This is a genomic window from Burkholderia sp. COPS (genome assembly GCF_019425585.1).
Classification (GTDB): domain Bacteria; phylum Pseudomonadota; class Gammaproteobacteria; order Burkholderiales; family Burkholderiaceae; genus Burkholderia; species Burkholderia cepacia.
In genome coordinates this window covers 113,641-133,901 of sequence record NZ_WIXR01000018.1, presented here as the reverse complement: position 1 = coordinate 133,901, position 20,261 = coordinate 113,641, and the positions used below count along the sequence as shown (strand labels likewise).

The window sequence follows — 20,261 nt, the reverse complement described above, 5'->3', positions numbered from 1 at the left end:
GCCACAAAATTGTATTTTTGCTAAATTAGTAACCAAAGTAGCAAAACGAAGTTCGTGAAATGTAGTTTAGCTTCACGACACTACAAGGAGACCCCGCAGGCCGACCCGGCTGCGCGGGACCGCTCAACGGTTTTCCGTCCGCTTGCCCGCGTGCTGCGCTTACCGGCCCTGCACGAGGTCTCCCTGGTTATCCCGCTTTTGCCCGGCGCTCGCGCTCCGGGCATCTCGTGCAGTCTGGGTTGACTTTTTGACAGGGTATGGAGGAGATGATGAAGAAAGCTTTGGTCGCGGCCGCGCTGATGGCTGCTGGGGTGGTGACGGCGCACGCGCAGAGCAGCGTCACGCTGTATGGTCGCCTGGATGCCGGCCTCGAGTACCTGAACGGCCTGCAAAACGGCCACCAGGTGCGCGCGGAAAGCGGCGACTGGGGCACCAGCCTGTGGGGCTTGAAGGGCACCGAAGACATCGGCGGCGGCAACAAGATCCTGTTCCACCTCGAAGGCGCGTTCAACACGATGACGGGCGGCTTCAGCGGCTCGATCTGGGATCGTTTCGCGACCGTCGGTATCTCGAACGACCGTTACGGTACGCTGCTGTTGGGTCGTGAACTCGCGATCGCCAACGGCGTGTGGGACTTCGACCCGTTCGGCCAGTCGGCCTGGTCGACTGCCTCGCTGGTGCGCGGCCGCAACTGGAACAAGACCAGCAACAACGTGTCGTACCAGTCGCCGCAGTTCTACGGCCTCGACTTCTACGGCCAGTTCTCGTTCTCGAACTCGACCAGCTTCAACGGCAACACGACGGCCGGCCAACCGGGCCGTGCAGCCGGCGCACAGGTCACCTATACGAATTCGCTGTTCCAGTTGCGCGGCATCTACGACGAAACGCGCGACAGCAACGGCCGCTTCTCGGACGTGTTCAACTACTCGCGTGAATACTTCGCGGGCGTGAACGTGTTCCTCGGCCAGTTCAAGGTTCAGGCCGCTTACCAGGCCTCGCGCGCGGACGGCAGCGGCGGCCCGGCGGTGAACGCCGGCGTGACGGGCACCCAGCAGGTCTGGGGCGGCGTGACGTGGCAGGCAACGCCGGCAGCGGCGCTGATCGCGGCCGTGTATCACGTGAACGCGAACCACGGCGGCGGCAACGCGAACATCTACACCGTCGGCGGCTCGTACAACATCTCGAAGCGCACGCTGTTCGACCTGCAGGTCGCGACGGTGCGCAACAGCAAGAACGCCAACTTCGGCCTGAACGCGAACGGCGCCGGTACGGCCGTGTCGACGGGCAACCCGAATCCGGGCGGCAGCCAGACCGGCGTCTACGCCGGCATCCAGCACCTGTTCTGATCAGGCGCCGTCAAACAACGATTCGACAACACTTTCCACGCTGCTGCGAGAGGCGCGTATCGGTGCGGTACCCCAACGGGTATCCGCACCGTTTTTTCTTGGCGGGGCCTGAAACGGCCCGCTGACGAATACGGCGCTCAGACGGCCGCTTCGTTCTCTTCGCCGGTGCGGATGCGGATCACGCGCTCGACATCCGACACGAAGATCTTGCCGTCGCCGATCTTGCCGGTGCGCGCCGCGCCGATCACCGCGTCGATCACCTGGTCGACCTGCGCTTCCGCGACGACGACCTCGATCTTCATCTTCGGCAGGAAGTCGACGACGTATTCCGCGCCGCGATACAGCTCGGTATGCCCCTTCTGGCGGCCGAAGCCCTTCACTTCCGTCACGGTCAGGCCCGTGAGACCCACTTCGGCGAGCGCTTCGCGGACTTCGTCCAGCTTGAACGGCTTGATGATGGCAGTGATGCGTTTCATGGTGGTTGTCCCCCAATGCTCGTTTGGATGAAAAATCGCGACCCCGATTGTAAGCCTGCGAGCCGCATGCGGCCCAGCACGGATCAGTCGAGGCGTTCGGTAAAACGTGACGTGATCGGGTAGCGCCAGTCGCGCCCGAATGCGCGATGCGTGACGCGAATGCCGATCGGCGCCTGGCGGCGCTTGTATTCGTTGATCTTGATGAGCCGCGTCACGCGTTCGACGTCCGCCTGCGCATAACCGGCCGCGACGATCTCGGCGAGCGGCCGATCTTCTTCCATGTACATCCGCATGATCGCATCGAGTACGTCGTAAGGCGGCAGGCTGTCCTGGTCGGTCTGGTTCTCGCGCAGCTCGGCCGACGGCGCACGCGTGAGGATCCGCTCGGGAATCACGTCGCGCAGTGCATAGTCGGCCGTTTCGTTGCGATAACGGCAGAGCCGGTACACGAGCGTCTTCGCGATGTCCTTGATCACCGCAAAGCCGCCGGCCATGTCGCCGTACAGCGTGCAGTAGCCGACCGCCATCTCGCTCTTGTTGCCGGTCGTCAGCACGATCGAGCCGAACTTGTTCGACAGCGCCATCAGCAGCGTGCCGCGGATACGCGCCTGGATGTTCTCTTCCGTCGCGTCTTCCGCGCGGCCCGCGAACTCGCCCGCGAGCGCCGCGCGGAATGCGTCGAACATCGGCGCGATCGCGATCTCGTCGTAGCGCACGCCGACGCGCCGCGCCATGTCCGCCGCGTCGGTGGTCGAGATGTCGGCCGTGAAGCGCGACGGCATCATCACCGCGCGCACGCGCCCGGGCCCGAGCGCATCGCATGCGACCGCGAGCACCAGCGCCGAATCGACACCGCCCGACAGCCCGATCAGCACGCCCGGAAAGCCGTTCTTGCCGATGTAGTCGCGCACGCCGGTCACGAGGGCGCGGTACACCTGCGCGTCGGTCGACAGCTCGGGCGCGATCGCGCCGGGCAGCGGCCGCGCGCCGTCGAATTCGACGATCGCGTGCCCTTCGTCGAACTGCGGCATCCTCGCGACGAGCGCGCCCTGCGCGTCGAGCACGAACGAGCCGCCGTCGAATACGAGTTCGTCCTGGCCGCCGACGAGATTCACGTACACCATCGGCAGCCCGGTTTCGCGAATCCGCGCGCGCAGGATGTCGACGCGCACCGCTTCCTTGTTCATGTGGTACGGCGAGCCGTTCGGGATCAGCAGCACCTGCGCGCCGGCCGCCTTCGCGATCTGCGCGGCCGATGCATGCCACGCATCCTCGCAGATGATCACGCCGTACTTCACGCCGTTCAGCTCGAACACGAGCGGCTCGGTGTCGGTCGCGAAGTAGCGCTTCTCGTCGAACACCTCGGTGTTGGGGAGGTCCTGCTTGCGGTAGGTGCCGACGATCTCGCCGCCGACGATCAGCGATACCGCGTTGTAGGTATCGGTGGGCGGCACGCCGCGCTCGATCGGGCGGTTTGCATTACCATCGACGGCTGGCGCATGCGGATCGCCGCCCGGCGCGCCCGCGCCGCGCAACGGATGGCCGACCAGCACCGCGAGCCCGTCGAACGCCTTCAAGGCGCCGGCGAGCGCGTCGAGCGCGGCCGCTGCCGCCGCGTAGAACGCCGGACGCAGCAGCAGGTCTTCCGGCGGATAGCCGGACAGCGCAAGTTCGGGTGCGATCATCAGCTGCGCACCATCGTTGTGCGCGGCGCGCGCGGCCGCGATGATCCGCGCGACGTTGCCGGCGAAATCGCCAACGGTGACGTTGATCTGGGCGAGAGCGAGTCGGGTCTTCATGGCGGGATCGGCGCAGCCCGGCGGCGCGCCCTGAACGGCTGACGAAATCGTCCCGGTGCGGGCCCGCGCAGGCCCTCGCATCCGGCGACACAGAATGGTACGGATTCACGCTTGAAACACGAACGCATCGATTATCGCACGGGCATCCTGTCGTCCCCCGCGGAGGTGCCGGCCGACGAATGGAACGCGCTGCTCGCCCGCGACGCGCAGCCGACGCCCTTCCTGCGCCACGAATTCCTCGACGCGCTGCACGTCGCGCGCTGCGCGGTCGACGACACCGGCTGGTCGCCGCATTTCGTCACGCTGACCGACGAGCGCACCGGGCGCCTCGCGGCCGCCGCGCCCGTCTACGCGAAGCAGCATTCGTACGGCGAATACGTGTTCGACTGGGCCTGGGCCGACGCGTACCAGCGCAACGACCTGCCCTACTACCCGAAGCTGCTGTGCGCGGTGCCGTTCACGCCCGTGCAGGGCACGCGCCTGCTCGCGGCCGACGACGATGCGCGCCGCCGGCTCGCGGCCACGCTGCTCGCATTCGCCGAGCAGAGCGACGTGTCGTCGCTGCACGTGCTGTTCCCGACCGGCGACGAAGCGGCGCTCCTCGAATCGATGGGCATGATGCTGCGCGAAGGCGTGCAGTTCCACTGGATCAACGACGGCTACCGCCACTTCGACGATTTCCTCGGCACGCTCGAGCAGAAGAAGCGCAAGAACATCCGCGCTGAGCGGCGCAAGGTGCACGAGGCGGGCGTGACGTTCCGGCGGCTGACCGGCGACCGGATCACCGACGCCGACTGGCGCTTCTTCTCGCGCTGCTACCGGCAGACCTATCGCGAACACTATTCGAGCCCGTACCTGAACCTCGACTTCTTCCGCACGATCGGCGCGACGATGCCCGAGAACCTGCTGCTCGTGATCGCCGAAGCCGGCGGCCAGCCGATCGCGAGCGCACTCGCCGTCTACCGGCGCGGCGAGAACGGCGGCGGCACGCTGTACGGCCGCTACTGGGGCGCGGTCGAGCACGTGCCGTGCCTGCATTTCGAAACGGCCTACTACCAGCTGCTCGAGTTCTGCATCGAGGCCGGGCTCGACACGTTCGAAGGCGGCGCGCAGGGCGAACACAAGCTCGCGCGCGGCTTCCTGCCGACCGTCACGCACTCCGCGCACTGGCTCGCGCACCCGGCATTCTCGGACGCCGTCGCGCGCTTTCTCGAACGCGAGACCGAGCACATCCACGCGTACGTCGACGAATTGCGCGAACACGATCCGTTCCGGCGCGGTGGCGGGTAACGGCTGCGCGCCGGAAGCCGCCGGAACGTGGCAGTCCGTGCCGGCACGCGACGAGACCACGACCGGCCTCGCCGCGTGCCGCGTGGCCGCCCGGCTCAGTGCGCGGCGAGCGTCACCGTCGTCGACTGCGCCTGCGGGTCACGCGACGAAGCCGCCGCCGACAGCCCGTAGCTGCCCGCGGCGATCCGCCACGCATGCGCATTCGCATCCCACACCGCGAAGCGCTGCGCCGGCACCGCAACGCTGACGGTACGCGCCTCGCCCGGCTGCAGCACGACCTTGGTCCAGCCGACGAGGCGCTTCGGCGGTTCACCGAGCGACGCGGGCAGTGCCGCGTAGATCTGCACCGTCTGCGCACCGGCCCGCGCGCCGGTATTCGTCACCGTCACGCCGACCGTCACGTTGCCTGCCGCATCGGCCCGCGCGGACATCGCCGACAACGCGTACGTCGTGTACGACAGCCCGTAGCCGAACGGGAACAGCGGCTCGATCGCCTTCGCGTCGAACCAGCGATAGCCGTACGCGAGCCCTTCCGCGTAGACGGTCTGCGTGCGCGACGGATCGATCGCCGGCTGCGGCAGGTCGGCCTCCTGCTTCGGGAACGTCAGCGGCAGCCGGCCCGACGGGTTCGCATCGCCGAACAGCAGATCGGCGATCGCCTGGCCGCCCTGCGCGCCGGGATACCACGCTTCGAGCACGCCATGCACGTTCGCGAGCCACGGCATCAGCACGGGGCTGCCGTTCTCGAGCACGACGATCACGCGCTTCGCCTTCGCCGCGACCGCCGCAATCAGCGCGTTCTGGTCGTATTGCTGGTTGTACGGGTCGGCCTTCGCATCGGGCAGCGACAGGCTCGCGAGGTCGAGCCCTTCCGTCTGCCACTGCGTCGCGAACACGATCGCGACATCGGCCTGCGCGGCCGCGCTCGCCGCGGCATTCGCATCGGTTCCGTCGAGGTAGCTGACCGCCGCGTTCGGCGCCTTCGCGCGAATCGCCGCGAGCGGCGCGGACTTGTACCACGTCGCACAGCCGCCGAACAGCGTGTCGGCGGGTTGCTGGCAGGTCGTCACCGCATTGCCGTCGATCGCCGGCACCGCGCCAGAGCCGCCGCCCGACAGCACGCCCGCGTCCGCATGCCCGCCGATCACGACGACCGACTTCAGCGCGCCGGCCGCCAGCGGCAGCACGGGCTGCGCATCGCCGGGCGCGGCCGCGTTCTTCAGCAGCACCGCGGATTGCCGCGCGATCGCGAGCGCATCGGCGTTGCCGGCCGCTTCGTCGATCGCGCCGCCCGGCTTCGGCGGTGCGTCCATCACGCCGATGCGGATCAGCGTGCGCAGCTTGCGCTGCACCATGTCGTTCAGCCGCGCGGCCGACACGCTGCCGGCCTGCAGCGCCGCCCGCAGCTTCGTGTTGAAGAACGAGCCGAGCGGCGCGTTGTTGTCGTCCGCCGCGCCCGGCTCCTCCTCGTCGAGCCCCGCCTGCACGGCCGCGACCGTCGAATGCGTCGCGCCCCAGTCGGACTGCACGACGCCCTTGAAGCCCCATTCGTTCTTCAGCACCGTGGTCAGCAGATACGGGTTCTCGCACGCATACACGCCGTTCAGCTTGTTGTACGAGCACATCACGTTGCCCGGCTGGCCGTCCTTCACGCCGATCTCGAACGCGAGCAGTTCGGCCTCGCGCATGGTTCGCTCGTCGACGACCGAATCGATCGTCATCCGGTTGGTTTCCTGGTCGTTGAACGCGAAATGCTTGATCGTCGCGATCACCTTCTGCGCCTGCGTCGCCTGCGTGCGCGCGGCGCTCAGCGTGCCCGCGAGCACCGGATCCTCGCCCATGTATTCGAACGTGCGGCCGTTGCGCGGCTCGCGCGCGAGGTTCACGCCGCCGCCGAGCCCTTCCGCGAAACCGAGCGCGCGCAACTCGAGCGCGATGCGCGTGCCGTAGGTGCCGGCGAGCGCCGGGTCCCACGTCGCCGCGAGCGCGACCGGCGCGGGCAGCGCGGTCACGCGCGCGTTCTTCACGTTCACGCCGCCCGCCGAATCGGCACTGCTCACGGCCGGAATGCCGAGCCGCGGCACGCCCGGGATGTAGCTCGCGCCGTTCAGCGCGTCGGCCGGGAACGGGCCGCCCAGGTCGAGCGCCGGCAGGCCCGTGCCGTGCACGAGCTGCAGCTTTTCGTCGGTCGTCAGTTGCGCGACGAGCGCGGCCGCGCGCTGGTCGGCTGCCGCGTCGGGGTCGGCCGGCGCGTGGATGTCGTCGCCGCCGCACGACGCGAGCAGCACCGTGAGCGCGCACGCGGACGCAATCGTCGAACACCGGAACAGCGAAGTTTTCATTGATCCTCCTGAATCGATCTGTTGTACTTGTCGCCACACTCCAGCGTCCGAGTCTAAAAATCGACCGGTCACCACGCTTGACCGGCAGGAGCATGCGTTGACCTCTCGCAGCGGGGACAAACCCGAACGGCATGACGAAGGGGGACAGACATGGAGTTGCAACAGAAGTCGGTATCCGTGCGGATCTACCGCTGGCTGTGCGAAGACGCGCGCGCGAACGGCATCGATCTCGCGCCGCTGTATGACACGCTCGGCATCGGCCCGGCCGAACTCGCCGACGACACGCGCCGCATCGCGGGCGACCGGCACGTCGCCGCGATGCGGCTCACGAACGAATGGCCGCTGTCGTGGCATCGGCCGCCGCCGCAGGTCATGCCGTGGCTCGTCCCGTTTCCGGAGCTCGCGGGCATCACGTGCAACGCGGCGACGCTGCGCGACGCGCTGCACGACTACCTGCGCTATCGCGAGCTGATCGGCAACGTCGACTGGGTGTTCGCGCACGAGAACGGCGACGCGATCGCGCTCGAATACGTGAACGAAGGCGACGGCCGGCACGCGGGCAGCGCGTTCGCGAACCTCGCGATCCTCACCGCGCTCGCCCGCCTGTACGATCCGCACGTGTGCGTCGACGAAGCCGCCTTCGCCGGCCGCGCGTTCGCACCCATCGCCGCGCTGCGCGACATGCTCGGCGCACCGCTGTCATTCGACGCCGCGCACAACCGCATCGTGCTGCGTTCCGCGCACTTCGACACGCCGTTCGAACGCTACAACGCGCCGCTCGCCGGCATCCAGCGCCATGCGGCCGACGCCGCGCGCGAGCGTGTACGCGTGCGCTCGACGTTCGGCTCGTCGGTCGAGCAATGCGTGCGCGACTGGCTGCGTACCGCCGACGAAGCCGATGTACCGACCGACACACTGATGCAGCACGTGTGCACGCGCTTCGCGATGTCGCGCTGGACGCTGCGCCGGCGGCTGCATCGCGAGGCGGTCGGCTTTCATGCGCTCGTCGCGCAGGCGCGGCTCGGCGAGGCGCGCGACCTGCTGCTGAATACGCAATTGCCGATCGGCGAGATCGGCGTGCGCGTCGGCTTCCGTTCGACGAGCGCGTTCACGCGCTTCTTCACGCGCGAACTCGGCGCGGCACCGAGCCGTTTTCGCGACGGGCACAGCGATCGATGGCGTTGACGCGCGCCTTTTCTGAGACACTGGCGGCTTCGCATCCCGCCGCCCTGCCATGTCCTGGTTTCTGTACCTGATCGAATGCGCCGACGACAGCGTCTACACGGGCATCACGACCGATGTCGCCGCGCGCTTCGACGAGCACGCGTCCGGCAAGGGCGCGCGCTACACGCGCTCGCGCAAGCCGCGCGCGGTGCTCGCGTCGTTCCCGCTGCCCGACCGGTCGATCGCATCGCGTGCCGAGTACTGGGTGAAGCGGCTCACGGCCGCGCAGAAACGCGAACTGGCGGCCGGGATCCGGACGCTCGAGTCGGTGTTGCCGGCCGGGATGTCGATCGACGGAAACGTCGATGCGGCCGGGTTGAAGGCCGAACTGAAGGCCGGTAAGCGCGGGCGGAAGAAGGCAAAGGCGCAGTCGGCCGACATCGCGACGCAGGCCGCTGAAACGGACAAGCCCGTCAAGAAAGCCGCGAAGGCCGGGAATGACGGGAAAGCGTCCACGCCCGCAAAAACCGTGAAGCGCGGGCAAGCCGCGCAGGTGCCCAAGAAAACCAAGGCCACGCCCGCCACGAAGCGTGCAAAGACCGACGACGCGGCCGAACTGAAAAAGGGCGCGCCTCGCGGCAAGTCGGCCACGAAAGCCACGAAAGCCACATCGAAGCAGAAAGCGCCGGCAGCCGGCGGCAAGTCCGCCGCAAAACCACGCACCGACGTTGCTTCCGCGCCGACGCGCAGCCGTGCACCGGCAACAAGGACCACCACCGACACGATCGAAACCCCGGCGAATCCCGTCACCGCCATCCGCCGCGCCACACGCGCGAATCGTGCGAGAAGCGCAGCGAACGCCACCGCCCTGCCTGCGCCGGCCCCCGCGCGTGCCCGAAAGAAGACCACCCCGGGCGCCGGCCCGCGCACAAAACAAAACCGCGCGGCCTCCTGACGAGACACGCGCGGTTTGCGTTCCGAACGAACCGGCCGCGAGGCCGGCCAGCCAGCTTACTTCTTGTAGTTCGCTGCGCCGTCGGCGATTTCCTTGTGCGCGGCTTCGATGCCGGCCCAGCCTTCGACCTTCACCCACTTGCCCTTCTCGAGCGCCTTGTATTGCTCGAAGAAGTGCTTGATCTGATCCTTCAGGTACTCGGGCACGTCGTCGATCGACTTCAGGTTGGCCGTCATCGGGCAGACCTTGTCGTGCGGCACCGCGACCAGCTTCGCGTCGACGCCCGACTCGTCGGTCATCTGCAGCATGCCGAGCACGCGCGAACGCACGATCGAGCCGGCCAGCAGCGGGAACGGCGTGATCACCAGCACGTCGACCGGATCGCCGTCGCCCGACAGCGTCTGCGGGATGTAGCCGTAGTTCACCGGATAACGCATGCCCGTGCCGATGAAACGGTCGACGACGAGGAGGCCCAGTTCCTTGTCCGCCTCGTACTTCACCGGGTCGCTTTGCGCGGGAATCTCGATGATCACGTTGAAATCTTGCGGCAGGTCCTTGCCGGCCGGAACATGGTTGAAGCTCATGAGCACTCTCTGTAGGTCGATGGGAATTCGGGACAGGGCGCCGCGGCCGATGCATCGCCGCAGGCGTCCCCCAACGGAATGCGCCATTATAGCCAATCGACCGGTGGCGTCCGGATGACGATCGGCGCGATAATCGTTCCCGATGTCCGGCCGTCGAACCACCGGCCGCGTTGCATGGAACCGGCGTCGGCGCCAGAGCACCGTCGGCGGTCGACGCGAAGACAGGAGCACGCATGGAAGAGGCGAAGCACTTCATCGCAGGCGAATGGACGTTGCCTGCGCAACTGGAAACCATCGCGGTCGTCGATCCGTCCGACGGTCAGCCGTTCGCAGCCATTGCCCGCGGCACGGCGCCCGACATCGAGCGCGCGGTCGCCGCGGCCCGCGACGCGTTCGCGGGCCCATGGGGCGCCAAAAGCGCCGCCGAGCGCGGCCGTGTGCTGATGCGGCTGTCGGCGCGCGTGGCCGATTCCCTCGAGGAACTCGCCACGATCGAGGCACGCGACACCGGCAAGCCGCTCAAGCAGGCACGCGCGGATGCCGCCGCGCTCGCGCGCTACTTCGAGTTCTACGCGGGCGCGGCCGACAAGCTGCATGGCGAAACCCTTCCCTACCAAGCCGGCTACACCGTGCTGACGGTGCGCGAGCCGCACGGCGTCACGGGCCACATCGTGCCGTGGAACTACCCGATGCAGATTTTCGGGCGCAGCGTCGGCGCCGCGCTCGCGGCCGGCAACGCATGCGTCGTCAAGCCGGCCGAGGATGCATGCCTGTCGTTGCTGCGCGTCGCCGAGCTGGCCGCCGAGGCCGGGCTGCCGGCCGGCGCGCTCAACATCGTCACCGGCTACGGCCATGAGGCCGGCGCCGCGCTCGCGCGCCATCCCGGCATCGACCACATCTCGTTCACGGGCTCCCCCGCTACCGGCAAGCTGGTCACGCAGATGGCGGCCGAGAACCACGTACCCGTCACGCTCGAACTCGGCGGCAAGTCACCGCAGATCGTGTTCGCCGATGCCGACCTCGACGCGGCGCTGCCCGTGCTCGTGTCGGCGATCGTGCAGAACGGCGGGCAGACCTGCTCGGCCGGCAGCCGCGTGCTGATCGAGCGCGCGGTGTACGAGCCGCTCGTCGAGCGGCTCGCCACCGCGTTCAACGGGCTGCGCGTCGGCCCGAGCCGCGCCGACCTCGACTGCGGCCCGCTGATCAACGCGAAGCAGCAGCAGCGCGTGTGGGATTTCCTGTCCGACGCGCAGCACGACGGCATTCCGATGGCCGCGCATGGGCAGGTCGTCGCCGAGGCACCCGAAAGCGGCTTCTACCAGGCACCCGCGCTGTTGCGCGACGTGCCGCCGTCGCACCGGCTCGCGCAGGAGGAAGTGTTCGGCCCCGTGCTCGCCGCGATGCGTTTCGTCGACGAAGACGAAGCCGTCGCGCTGGCGAACGGCACGCCGTACGGCCTCGTCGCGGGCATCTGGACGCGCGACGGCTCACGCCAGATGCGTGTCGCGCGGCGCCTGCGGGCGGGCCAGGTGTTCATCAACAACTATGGCGCGGGCGGCGGCGTCGAGCTGCCGTTCGGCGGTGTCGGCCATTCGGGGCATGGCCGCGAGAAAGGCTTCGAGGCACTGTACGGCTTCACCGCGCTGAAAACGATCGCGATCCGGCACGGCTGAACGCGCGGCAAGCAGGACGCGGCATGCGGCCGGCAGCACGCGGCCGCATGCCGAAGCACGACGACACTAGATCCAGCACAGGAGACACACCATGCGGTTGAGCGGCAAGACGGCAATCGTCACGGGCGGCGGCTCGGGGTTCGGCGAAGGCATCGCGAAGACGTATGCGCGCGAAGGCGCGAACGTCGTCGTCAACGACCTGAACGGGGCAGCAGCCGAGCGTGTCGCGAGCGAGATCGCGCTCGCGGGCGGCAAGGCAATCGCGGTGGCCGGCGACGTGTCGCGGCAGGAAGACTGGCACGCGCTGCTGCAGGCGACGCTCGACGATTTCCACGCGGTGCAGATCGTCGTGAACAACGCGGGCACCACGCACCGCAACAAGCCGGTGCTCGACGTGACGGAAGCCGAATTCGACCGCGTGTACGCGGTCAACATGAAAAGCCTGTTCTGGTGCGTGCAGACCTTCGTTCCGTACTTCCGCGAGCGGGGCGGCGGCGTGTTCGTGAACGTCGCGTCGACGGCCGGCGTGCGGCCGCGGCCGGGCCTCGTCTGGTACAACAGCACGAAGGGCGCGATGATCACCGCGAGCAAGTCGCTCGCGGCCGAACTCGGCGCCGACCGCATCCGCGTGAACTGCATCAACCCCGTGCTCGGCGAAACCGCGCTGATGACCGAATTCATGGGCTGCGAGGATACCCCCGAGAACCGCAGCCGCTTCCTCGCGACGATCCCGCTTGGCCGCTTCTCGACGCCGCAGGACATCGCGAACGCCGCGCTGTACCTGGCATCCGACGAGGCCGAGTTCATCACGGGCGTCTGTCTCGAAGTCGACGGCGGGCGCTGCATCTAGCCGTATCCCCCTTGCGGCAGCGTGCCGCGGCCGGCAACCGCCGCGGCACACGCGCATGGCTTCGCACGACTCCGGACAGGCACCGCTACGCCTTCTCCGGCCAATGACAAGGACAGGAGACAACATGGCAACATCGACGCAATCGCTGCCGGGCTCGTCCGGCGCATTCGAGGAAGCAACCTATCGCAAGGTGTCGTGGCGGCTCGTGCCGCTCCTGCTGCTGTGCTACGTGGTCGCGTATCTCGACCGCGTGAACGTCGGCTTCGCGAAGCTGCAGATGGCGAGCGACCTGAATCTCAGCGACACCGTCTACGGGCTCGGCGCCGGGATCTTCTTCTTCGGCTATTTCCTCTTCGAAGTACCGAGCAACATCATCCTGCACAAGGTCGGCGCGCGCGTGTGGATCGCCCGCATCATGGCGACGTGGGGCGTGATCTCGATCCTGACGATGTTCGTCACGACACCCGCGATGTTCTACGTGATGCGCTTCCTGCTCGGCGTCGCCGAGGCCGGCTTCTTCCCCGGCGTGATCCTCTACCTCACCTACTGGTATCCCGCGCATCGTCGCGGCCGGATGACGACGTTCTTCATGACGGCGGTCGCGTTGTCCGGCGTGATCGGCGGGCCGATCTCGGGCTTCATCCTGAAGGCGTTCGACGGCGTGAGCGGCTGGCACGGCTGGCAATGGCTGTTCCTGCTCGAAGGCATCCCGTCGGTGCTCGCCGGCGTGCTCGTGTTCTTCTCGCTCGACGAGCGGATCTCGAAGGCGAAGTGGCTGACCGACGAGGAAAAGGCGCTGCTCACCCGCAACGTCGACGCGGAGGAAGCGACCAAGGAAGACCTGCCGCTCGGCACCGTGATGTCGAGCCCGCGCGTGTGGCTGATGGCGCTGATCTATTTCTCGTTCGTGATGGGGCTCTACGGCGTCGGCTTCTGGCTGCCGACGATCATCAAGGCCACCGGCGTGACCGACACATTCATGATCGGCCTGCTGTCGGCGATTCCGTATGCGGCCGCGGTGGTCGCGATGATCCTGATCGCGCGCAGCGCGGACCGGCACCGCGAACGCCGCTGGCACGTCGCGATTCCGGCCGCGATCGGCGCGCTCGGGCTCGTGCTGTCGGTGGTCTGGGCACACCAGACCGCGCTCGCGATGCTCGGCCTCACGCTCGCGACGATCGGCATCCTGACCACGCTGCCGCTGTTCTGGAGCCTGCCGACCGCGTTCCTCGGCGGCACGGCGGCCGCGGCCGGCATCGCGATGATCAACTCGATCGGCAACCTCGCCGGCTTCCTGAGCCCATACCTGATGGGCTGGCTCAAGCAGGCGACGGGCGCCAACGATTCGGGCATGTACATGCTCGCCGGGTTCCTCGTGCTCGGCGGGCTGCTCGCGCTGTCGGTGCCGAAGCGGCTGGTCGACAAATGACGCGGGGCGCATCGGCGCCCCCCTGCCGGCGGACGATCCGCCCCGGAAACGCCCCGCTGGCCGGAACCGCTCCGGCCAGCGGGGCGTTTCCGCTTCCACCTGCGTGCCGACCGGACGATGCCGGCTCGGTATCCAGCCAGCTCTGATGCCATGATTCCCACAATACTCCCTATTGATCCTTATTTCATGGAACAATAGGGAACATATTGAGCATCACGAGCCGATCATGTTCCATACCGTCGACGAGTCCGCCGCCCGCCTGCGCCTCCACCCGAAGACCGTCCTGCGCTTCATCCGCGAGGGCAAGCTGCATGCGACGCGGGTCGGCCGCGCCTACCGCATCCTCGACGCCGACCTCGCCGCGTTCGCGCAAACCGAGCCGGCCGCGCCCGTGCCGCGTGCGGTGCGCGTCACCAGCATCGTCGACATTCCGGACGCGTCGCAGTCGCTGCACCAGTACCTGTCGCGATCGCTGCATGCGATGGCGTCCGGCCGCACGTCGTACGTCGACCCCGTGCGGATCGACGTCACGTTCGATCCCGCCGCGAGCCAGGTCAAGATCATCGTCGCCGCGACGCCAGCCGACACGGCCGTGCTGATGTCGTCGCTCGAGGCTTTGCTGCAGCAAAGCGGGACATGAGCGCGATCTTCAAGTCGCCGCGGCATGCACGCGCCATTCGCGCGGCTTATGACACCGCGCTGTCGCACTGGCCGGCCGGGCATCGGCGCGTCACCGTGCAGACGCGCCATGGCGCGACACACGTGATCACCTGCGGCCCCGAGCACGCGCCGCCGGTCGTGCTGATCCACGGCGCGCAGACGACGGCGGCGAGCTGGCAGCATTACGCGACGCAATGGTCGACACACTTCCGGCTCCATGCGATCGACGTGATCGGCGAAGCAGGACCGAGCGCGCCGTCGCGACCGCCGCTTGCGGGCGACGCGCATGCGCAGTGGCTCGACGACGTGCTGGACGGCCTGCAGGTGTCACGTGCCGCGTTCGTCGGCATCTCGCTCGGGGCGCGAACGGCGCTCGACTTCTCGTTGCGGCGGCCGGCACGCGTGACGCGGCTCGCGCTGCTCTGCCCGTCCGGCATCGGCCGGCAGAAGCGGTTTCTGTGGTGGGCGCTGCCGTTGTTGCTGCTCGGCGATGCCGGGCGCGCATGCGTGCGACGGCGCGTACTCGGCCGCCTGCCGCCCGCGTCGACGGCGGTCGAGCGTGACACGCTCGCGCTGATGCACGCCGTCGACCGCGGGTTTCGCCCGCGCATCGAACCGATTCCGGTGTTCGCCGACGACGTGCTGCGCACGCTGTCGGTGCCCACGCTGGCGATCGTCGGCGGCCGCGACGTGATGCTCGACTCGCAAGACACGCGTGAGCGCCTGACGCGTCTCGTGCCGCACGCGCAGATCCTGTTTCTTCCCGAGCAGCCCCACTTCATCCGCGGGCAACGCGACACCGTACTCGCGTTTCTCGCGTCGACGGAAACCATCGACATGCCCCACCGAATCGTTCAGGCAGCCGGCCGCCGCGTGCTGGTCCGCGCCCCCTCCGCTCCCGTCGTGCAGCGGGAAAGCGATGCGCTCGACCTCGTCGCCCTCGCGCACGAGCATGAAGCCGACTGGATCGCGGTGCCCGCAGATGCGCTGCACGACGACTTCTACCGGCTCGAAAGCGGCCTCGCGGGCGCCGTCCTGCAGAAGCTCGTCAACTACGGCGTCAGGCTCGGCGTGGTCGGCGACATCGAGCGCTGGCTCACGCGCAGCGAAGCGTTCCGCGCACTCGTGCGCGAATCGAATCGCGGGCAATCGGTGTGGTTCGTCGCCAGCGAGGACGACCTGCTGCGCCGGTTGGGCGCATGACGAGTCGTCCAGGCCCGCCCTCGACGAAAAAAAGCCCCGAAGGCCTTCCGGCATTCGGGGCTTTCTTGCGCGGGTTGCGCGGGTTGCGCGGACCGCCTGCGGCAGGCGGCCACGCCGCCCGCGTCAGACCACGGTGATCGCGAGCGCGCTTTCGCGGTAGTGCTTCGCGGCCTTGTCGGTTTCGCCGAGATGCTCGAACAGGCGCGCGAGCGCACGATGCGCACGCACCTTCAGCGCTTCGTTGTCGGCGAGCTTCAGCGCCGATTCGAGGAACGACTGCGCCTTGCCCCACAGCTGCTGCTGCTGGCACAGGCGGCCGAGCGCGAACAGCAGGTCGGCATCCTCCGGGTGATCCTTCTTCCACCCTTCGGCCTTCTGGATCAGCGGCAGCGCATCGGCACCGGCCGTATCCGGGTAACGGCGCAGCAGGCGCGCATCCCAGTTGTGGGCAAGCGCGTCCTCGACGATGCGACGCGCTTCGTTGCGGCGCTCGAGCGGAACGAGAAGATCGGCCGCGAGATCGGCGAGACGCGGCGACTGGCGCTCGACCAGCGACAGCGACTGCCACACCTCGAGCAGCGCGTCCGGGTCGTGCCGGCGTTCGCGCAGCAGGTTTTCCGCAGCCTGCTGGCGCAGCCGCACGGCCGCGGCCGGATGCAGTGCCTCGCGCTTCTCGAGCGCCTTCGCAAGCTTCAACACCTCGGCCCAGTTCTTCAACTGCTGCTGCGCGCGCAGCGCAACCTGCTGCGCATGGATACGCTTGCCGCCCGCCTGCAGGTCGGCCAGCGCGGCGAGCGCGCCGTCGGCATCGCGCGCATCCGCGCGCATGTCGGCCGCGGCGAGCAGCCGTGCATCCTGCCATTCGGGTGCGTCGACCTTCGACAGCCAGTCGTCGCGACGCGTGTACTCGTGCATCCGGTGCGCGGCAGTCGCCGCGACGAGACTCGCCGCGCCCTGGTTCGCGTCGACCGACAGCGCTTCACGCGCGGCCTTCTCCGCGCGCGAGAAGCGGCCCGCGTACAGGTTCGCGATCGCGTCGCGCAGCGATGCCTGCGCCTTCTCGTTGCGCGAACGCGCACGATACGCGGCGACCCGCTGCGGCATGCGCCAGATGTTGCGCACGATGCGCAGCAGCGCATACACGACGATGAACAGCACGACGATGGCGATCACGAACAGGTTCAGCGACACGTCGATCCGGTACGGCGGATAGACGAGCAGCACCTGCCCCGCGTCGAAACGGCCGACGGTGGCGAGCGCCGCGGCGATCGCGAACAGGACCGCGAGCCAGACGATTCCTCGAAGCGTCATCGTTACCCCCGGCTCTTGAACTGCTGAACGGCGTTCAGGCTCGTGTTCAGGTTCGGCACCGCGACCGTCAGCGATGCGCCGTCAACCTGCTTGAGCAGATCCTCGACGGTCTGCGTGTCCTTCGATGCCTGGTCGAAATACTTCCGGAGCGACGCCTGCGCGGCGTGCAGGTCGGCCTTCATCGCGCCGTCGTTGCGCGCGAGCAGCGACAGGCGCGCGGTCAGCAGGCGCAGCTTCACGTTCTCGCGCACGAAGTAACCCTGGTCGGGCGACGCGAGCATCGCGTCCGCATTGTCGATCCGGCGCACCTGCACGAGCCCCTTCAGCTGCTGGCCGAGGCCGGCCGAGAAGTCGTGCCACCACACCTTCCAGCGCGGCTCGCCGGCCAAGGCCGACGATGCGGCGTCGGCCGGCGCGGCCTTCGGCGCTTCGTGCGGGACGATCGCCTCGCCGGACAGCGGCAGCGCGTCGATCTTCGCGATCGCGTCGTCGAGCTTGATCGCGAGACCCGTGAGGTCGGCCGCCGGTGCGGCCTTCAGCTTCTCGATGTCCAGCGCGAGCGCCTTGCGCACCGTGACGGCCTGCGCGCTCTGCGAGGTGGCGAGGCGCGCGTCGGCATTCTGCAGCGCGATCAGCGCGAGCTGCGTGTTGCCGGTCAGCTGAAGCTGCTGGCTCGCGCTCGACAGCATCTGGTCGACTTCCTCGAGCATCCACGCATCGCGGTTGCGCGACAGGTCCTGGTATTGCTGCTGCAGCGCCTGCTGCGCGCTCTGCGCGTCGGCGAGCTTGCCGTCGAGCTGCGCGAGCTGCGTGTCGACCTGGTGCGTGCTCGCCAGCGCCTGCTCGGTCTTCATCCGCGTTTCGGCCGTCTGTGCGTCGAGCGCCTTCTGGCGCGCGACGAACGTGCCGTCGAGCCGGTCGATCTTGCGGTTCAGCGCGTAGCCGCCGACGCCCGCCGCGCAGCCGAGCACGACGACGACGAACCACAGCACCGCGCTGCCGCCGCGGCGCGCGGGCGGTTCGGACGCCATATAGGCGGGACGGGACGGCGGTGCGGATGCAGCGGCCGGCTGGGAAGCGACGCTTTTGGAATCGTTGGTATCTGTCATGCGTTTAGTCACCGGTGCGGCTGTCGCCGGTTGGACGGCCTCGTCGGCCATCGTTCGAAACGCGCGGACGATGCGCTCATCGCCCGCGCCGGTCAGCGTAATCCTATCAAAACCCAATGCGCGCGCGGTCTGCTCGATGCGCGGATGCGGCGTGACGAGCGGCGCATGCTTCAGCGCGGCGATCTCGGCATCGTTCAGATGCGCCCGCGCGAGTTCGTGCAGGTTGCGCACGCCTTCCGAGCTCGTGACGAGCCACGCATGCGGTTCGCCGTCGAGCAGCGCGTGCACGCGCTCCCACGCGCCGACGCGCGGCTCGGGCACGACGCGCCGGTACGCGGCGACGAGCGTGACGTCCGCGCCGGCCTCGCGCAGCCGGTCGGCGAGCCATTCGCGCCCGCCGTCGCCGCGTACGATCAGCACGCGCTTGCCCGCCAGCGCGGGCGCGCCGCCGAACTCGGCCTCGATGCGCGCGAACAGGCTTTCCGAATCGTAATGGGGTACGCCGCCGTCGGCCGGCGCCTGCGGCGCGATCACGCGATGCGCGGGCGCCGCGATGCCGTGACGCTCGAGCGCCGCCACGCTGCCGGGCCCGACCACGCCGACCGGCAGCGCATTCGGCCAGATCGCGCCGTACTGCGCGAGTGCGCGGTCGATCGCGTTCGGCGACACGAAAATCACCAGCGCGTAATCGGCGAGCGCCGCGAACGCGGCGTCGAGCGGCGCCGGATCGTCGACGGGCGCAATATCGATCAACGGGAATTCGAGCACGTCGCAACCGGCCTCGGCCAGTTGCGACGCGAGTGCGCCGGACTGGCCGTCCGGGCGCGTCAGGACAGCGGTGAACGCGCGCGCGCCGCCCGCCATCAGGCGTCGCCCTTGCCGGCGGCCTGCGAGCCGGCGAGCAGCGCCTGGACGATCTCGAGCGCGCCTTGCGCCTCGAGTTCGTCGGACACGGCGCGGCCGAGCGCGAGCGCATCGGCGACGCTCATGACGGCCCCGCACGCCTCGGCGGTCAGCACGCGCTTGCCGTCGGTCGTCGACACGCGGCCCGTCAGGTACAGCTCGCCCGCGCGCCACACCGCATGCGCGGCGAGCGGCACCTCGCAGCTGCCGCCGAGCGCGCGCGACACCATCCGCTCGGCCTCGACCGCGAGCGCGGTCTGCGAGTCATGCAGCGGTGCGAGCCACGCGGCGACGTCGTCGCGGTGCGACGCGATCTCGATGCCGAGCGCGCCCTGGCCCGCGGCGGGCGGGCTCGCGTCGACGTCGAGGAGCGCGCGGATCCGCGCCTCCAGGCCGAGGCGCTTCAGGCCGGCGGCCGCCAGGATGATCGCCGCGTAATCGCCGCGATCGAGCTTCGACAGGCGCGTATCGAGGTTGCCGCGCAGCGGCAGCACGTCCAGGTGCGGGTAGCGCGAGCGCAGCATCGCCTCGCGGCGCAGGCTCGACGTGCCGACCACGGCACCGGTAGGCAGCGCGTCGAGCGACGCGTAGTCGTTCGACACGAAGGCATCGCGCGGGTCCTCGCGCTCCATGATCGCGGCAAGCGAGAAGCCTTCCGGCAGCGCCATCGGCACGTCCTTCAGCGAATGCACGGCGAGATCGGCGCGGCCGTCGGCCAGCGCGGCCTCCAGTTCCTTCACGAACAGGCCCTTGCCGCCGACCTTCGACAGCGTGCGATCGAGAATCTGGTCGCCGCGTGTCGTCATTCCGAGGATTTTCACGTCACAAGCTGGATATAATTTGCGCAGCGCATCACGCACATGTTCGGCTTGCCACATCGCCAGGCGGCTCTCGCGCGAAGCAATCGTCAACGTCGCGGGCGGCTGTGCCTGTTGCGGCCCGGCCGCAGGAGTCTCGGAATTCATTGCTGGAACATCGAAGGACGGGATTGAAGATCGAACAATGGTAGCACGCACGCCCCCGCCCGCCCGGGCCCGGAGCCTGCGTCCGGCCTGCCGCCGGGCGGGTCGCGGCGCCGATGTGCGGATGTGCCGCACGTAGCTGGTTGCTTGACCGCAGTTTCGCAGTTTCCGCAGTTCCTTTTGACTCGAGCTTTCCCAAGGAAAC

General features: G+C 68.6%; 16 protein-coding genes. 9 read left to right on the top strand and 7 right to left on the bottom strand.

The window, feature by feature from the left end:
- The first annotated feature begins 266 nt into the window (after positions 1–266).
- Complete coding sequence (locus FOZ70_RS18090) at positions 267–1,346, top strand: porin (protein WP_021158488.1); 1,080 nt, start codon at positions 267–269, stop codon at positions 1,344–1,346.
- 137 nt (positions 1,347–1,483) lie between these two features.
- On the opposite strand, the gene FOZ70_RS18085 is transcribed toward FOZ70_RS18090, so the two are convergent.
- A complete protein-coding gene (locus FOZ70_RS18085; protein ID WP_006398637.1) occupies positions 1,484–1,822 on the bottom strand; it encodes a P-II family nitrogen regulator in 339 nt (112 codons plus the stop codon).
- An 83-nt stretch (positions 1,823–1,905) separates the two neighbouring features.
- A complete protein-coding gene (locus FOZ70_RS18080) occupies positions 1,906–3,621 on the bottom strand; it encodes an NAD+ synthase (protein ID WP_219706384.1) in 1,716 nt (571 codons plus the stop codon).
- Between the two features lie 111 nt (positions 3,622–3,732).
- Here FOZ70_RS18080 and FOZ70_RS18075 point away from each other — a divergent pair, with 111 nt between their 5' ends.
- Positions 3,733–4,911, top strand: a complete 1,179-nt coding sequence (locus FOZ70_RS18075; protein WP_059496628.1) for a GNAT family N-acetyltransferase — start codon at positions 3,733–3,735, stop codon at positions 4,909–4,911.
- A 95-nt stretch (positions 4,912–5,006) separates the two neighbouring features.
- On the opposite strand, the gene FOZ70_RS18070 is transcribed toward FOZ70_RS18075, so the two are convergent.
- The gene (locus tag FOZ70_RS18070; RefSeq protein ID WP_219706383.1) at positions 5,007–7,253 is read right to left on the bottom strand and encodes a glycoside hydrolase family 3 C-terminal domain-containing protein; all 2,247 of its coding nucleotides are present in this window, start codon (positions 7,251–7,253) and stop codon (positions 5,007–5,009) included.
- 150 nt (positions 7,254–7,403) lie between these two features.
- On the opposite strand from FOZ70_RS18070, the gene FOZ70_RS18065 reads away from it, so the two are divergent.
- Together FOZ70_RS18065 and FOZ70_RS18060 are read left to right on the top strand one after the other, a co-directional pair.
- The gene (locus FOZ70_RS18065; RefSeq protein WP_219706382.1) at positions 7,404–8,438 is read left to right on the top strand and encodes an AraC family transcriptional regulator; all 1,035 of its coding nucleotides are present in this window, start codon (positions 7,404–7,406) and stop codon (positions 8,436–8,438) included.
- A gap of 49 nt (positions 8,439–8,487) precedes the next feature.
- Positions 8,488–9,372, top strand: a complete 885-nt coding sequence (locus tag FOZ70_RS18060; RefSeq protein WP_219706381.1) for a GIY-YIG nuclease family protein — start codon at positions 8,488–8,490, stop codon at positions 9,370–9,372.
- A 56-nt stretch (positions 9,373–9,428) separates the two neighbouring features.
- Here the strand turns inward: FOZ70_RS18060 and ppa are convergent, their stop codons facing one another.
- Entirely contained in the window at positions 9,429–9,956 is a 528-nt protein-coding gene (gene ppa / locus FOZ70_RS18055; RefSeq protein ID WP_027786751.1) for an inorganic diphosphatase, read from the bottom strand.
- A 233-nt stretch (positions 9,957–10,189) separates the two neighbouring features.
- On the opposite strand from ppa, the gene FOZ70_RS18050 reads away from it, so the two are divergent.
- From FOZ70_RS18050 to FOZ70_RS18030, 5 genes are all read left to right on the top strand, one after another.
- The gene (locus FOZ70_RS18050) at positions 10,190–11,629 is read left to right on the top strand and encodes an aldehyde dehydrogenase family protein (protein ID WP_219706380.1); all 1,440 of its coding nucleotides are present in this window, start codon (positions 10,190–10,192) and stop codon (positions 11,627–11,629) included.
- A 91-nt stretch (positions 11,630–11,720) separates the two neighbouring features.
- Positions 11,721–12,479, top strand: a complete 759-nt coding sequence (locus FOZ70_RS18045; protein ID WP_021158432.1) for an SDR family oxidoreductase — start codon at positions 11,721–11,723, stop codon at positions 12,477–12,479.
- 124 nt (positions 12,480–12,603) lie between these two features.
- Positions 12,604–13,908, top strand: a complete 1,305-nt coding sequence (locus FOZ70_RS18040; RefSeq protein WP_027786748.1) for an MFS transporter — start codon at positions 12,604–12,606, stop codon at positions 13,906–13,908.
- A 226-nt stretch (positions 13,909–14,134) separates the two neighbouring features.
- On the top strand, positions 14,135–14,548 hold the full coding sequence (locus FOZ70_RS18035; RefSeq protein WP_059709655.1) for a helix-turn-helix domain-containing protein: 414 nt from the start codon (positions 14,135–14,137) through the stop codon (positions 14,546–14,548).
- On the top strand, positions 14,545–15,771 hold the full coding sequence (locus FOZ70_RS18030; protein ID WP_219706379.1) for an alpha/beta fold hydrolase: 1,227 nt from the start codon (positions 14,545–14,547) through the stop codon (positions 15,769–15,771). The genes FOZ70_RS18035 and FOZ70_RS18030 overlap by 4 nt, the downstream gene beginning before the upstream one ends.
- 123 nt (positions 15,772–15,894) lie before the next feature.
- On the opposite strand, the gene FOZ70_RS18025 is transcribed toward FOZ70_RS18030, so the two are convergent.
- The 3 genes from FOZ70_RS18025 to hemC are packed head-to-tail and all read right to left on the bottom strand — an operon-like array spanning position 15,895 to position 20,059.
- Positions 15,895–17,082 carry a heme biosynthesis protein HemY gene (locus tag FOZ70_RS18025; RefSeq protein WP_219706378.1) on the bottom strand — a complete coding sequence of 396 codons (1,188 nt, stop codon included), beginning with the start codon at positions 17,080–17,082 and terminating at the stop codon, positions 15,895–15,897.
- Positions 17,083–17,084: 2 nt separating this feature from the next.
- Positions 17,085–19,055: a fused uroporphyrinogen-III synthase HemD/membrane protein HemX gene (hemDX, locus tag FOZ70_RS18020; protein WP_219706377.1), complete on the bottom strand. Its 1,971-nt coding sequence runs from the start codon at positions 19,053–19,055 to the stop codon at positions 17,085–17,087.
- Positions 19,055–20,059 carry a hydroxymethylbilane synthase gene (gene hemC, locus FOZ70_RS18015; protein ID WP_060069641.1) on the bottom strand — a complete coding sequence of 335 codons (1,005 nt, stop codon included), beginning with the start codon at positions 20,057–20,059 and terminating at the stop codon, positions 19,055–19,057. Before hemC ends, hemDX begins: the two co-directional genes overlap by 1 nt.
- Positions 20,060–20,261 lie beyond the last annotated feature (202 nt).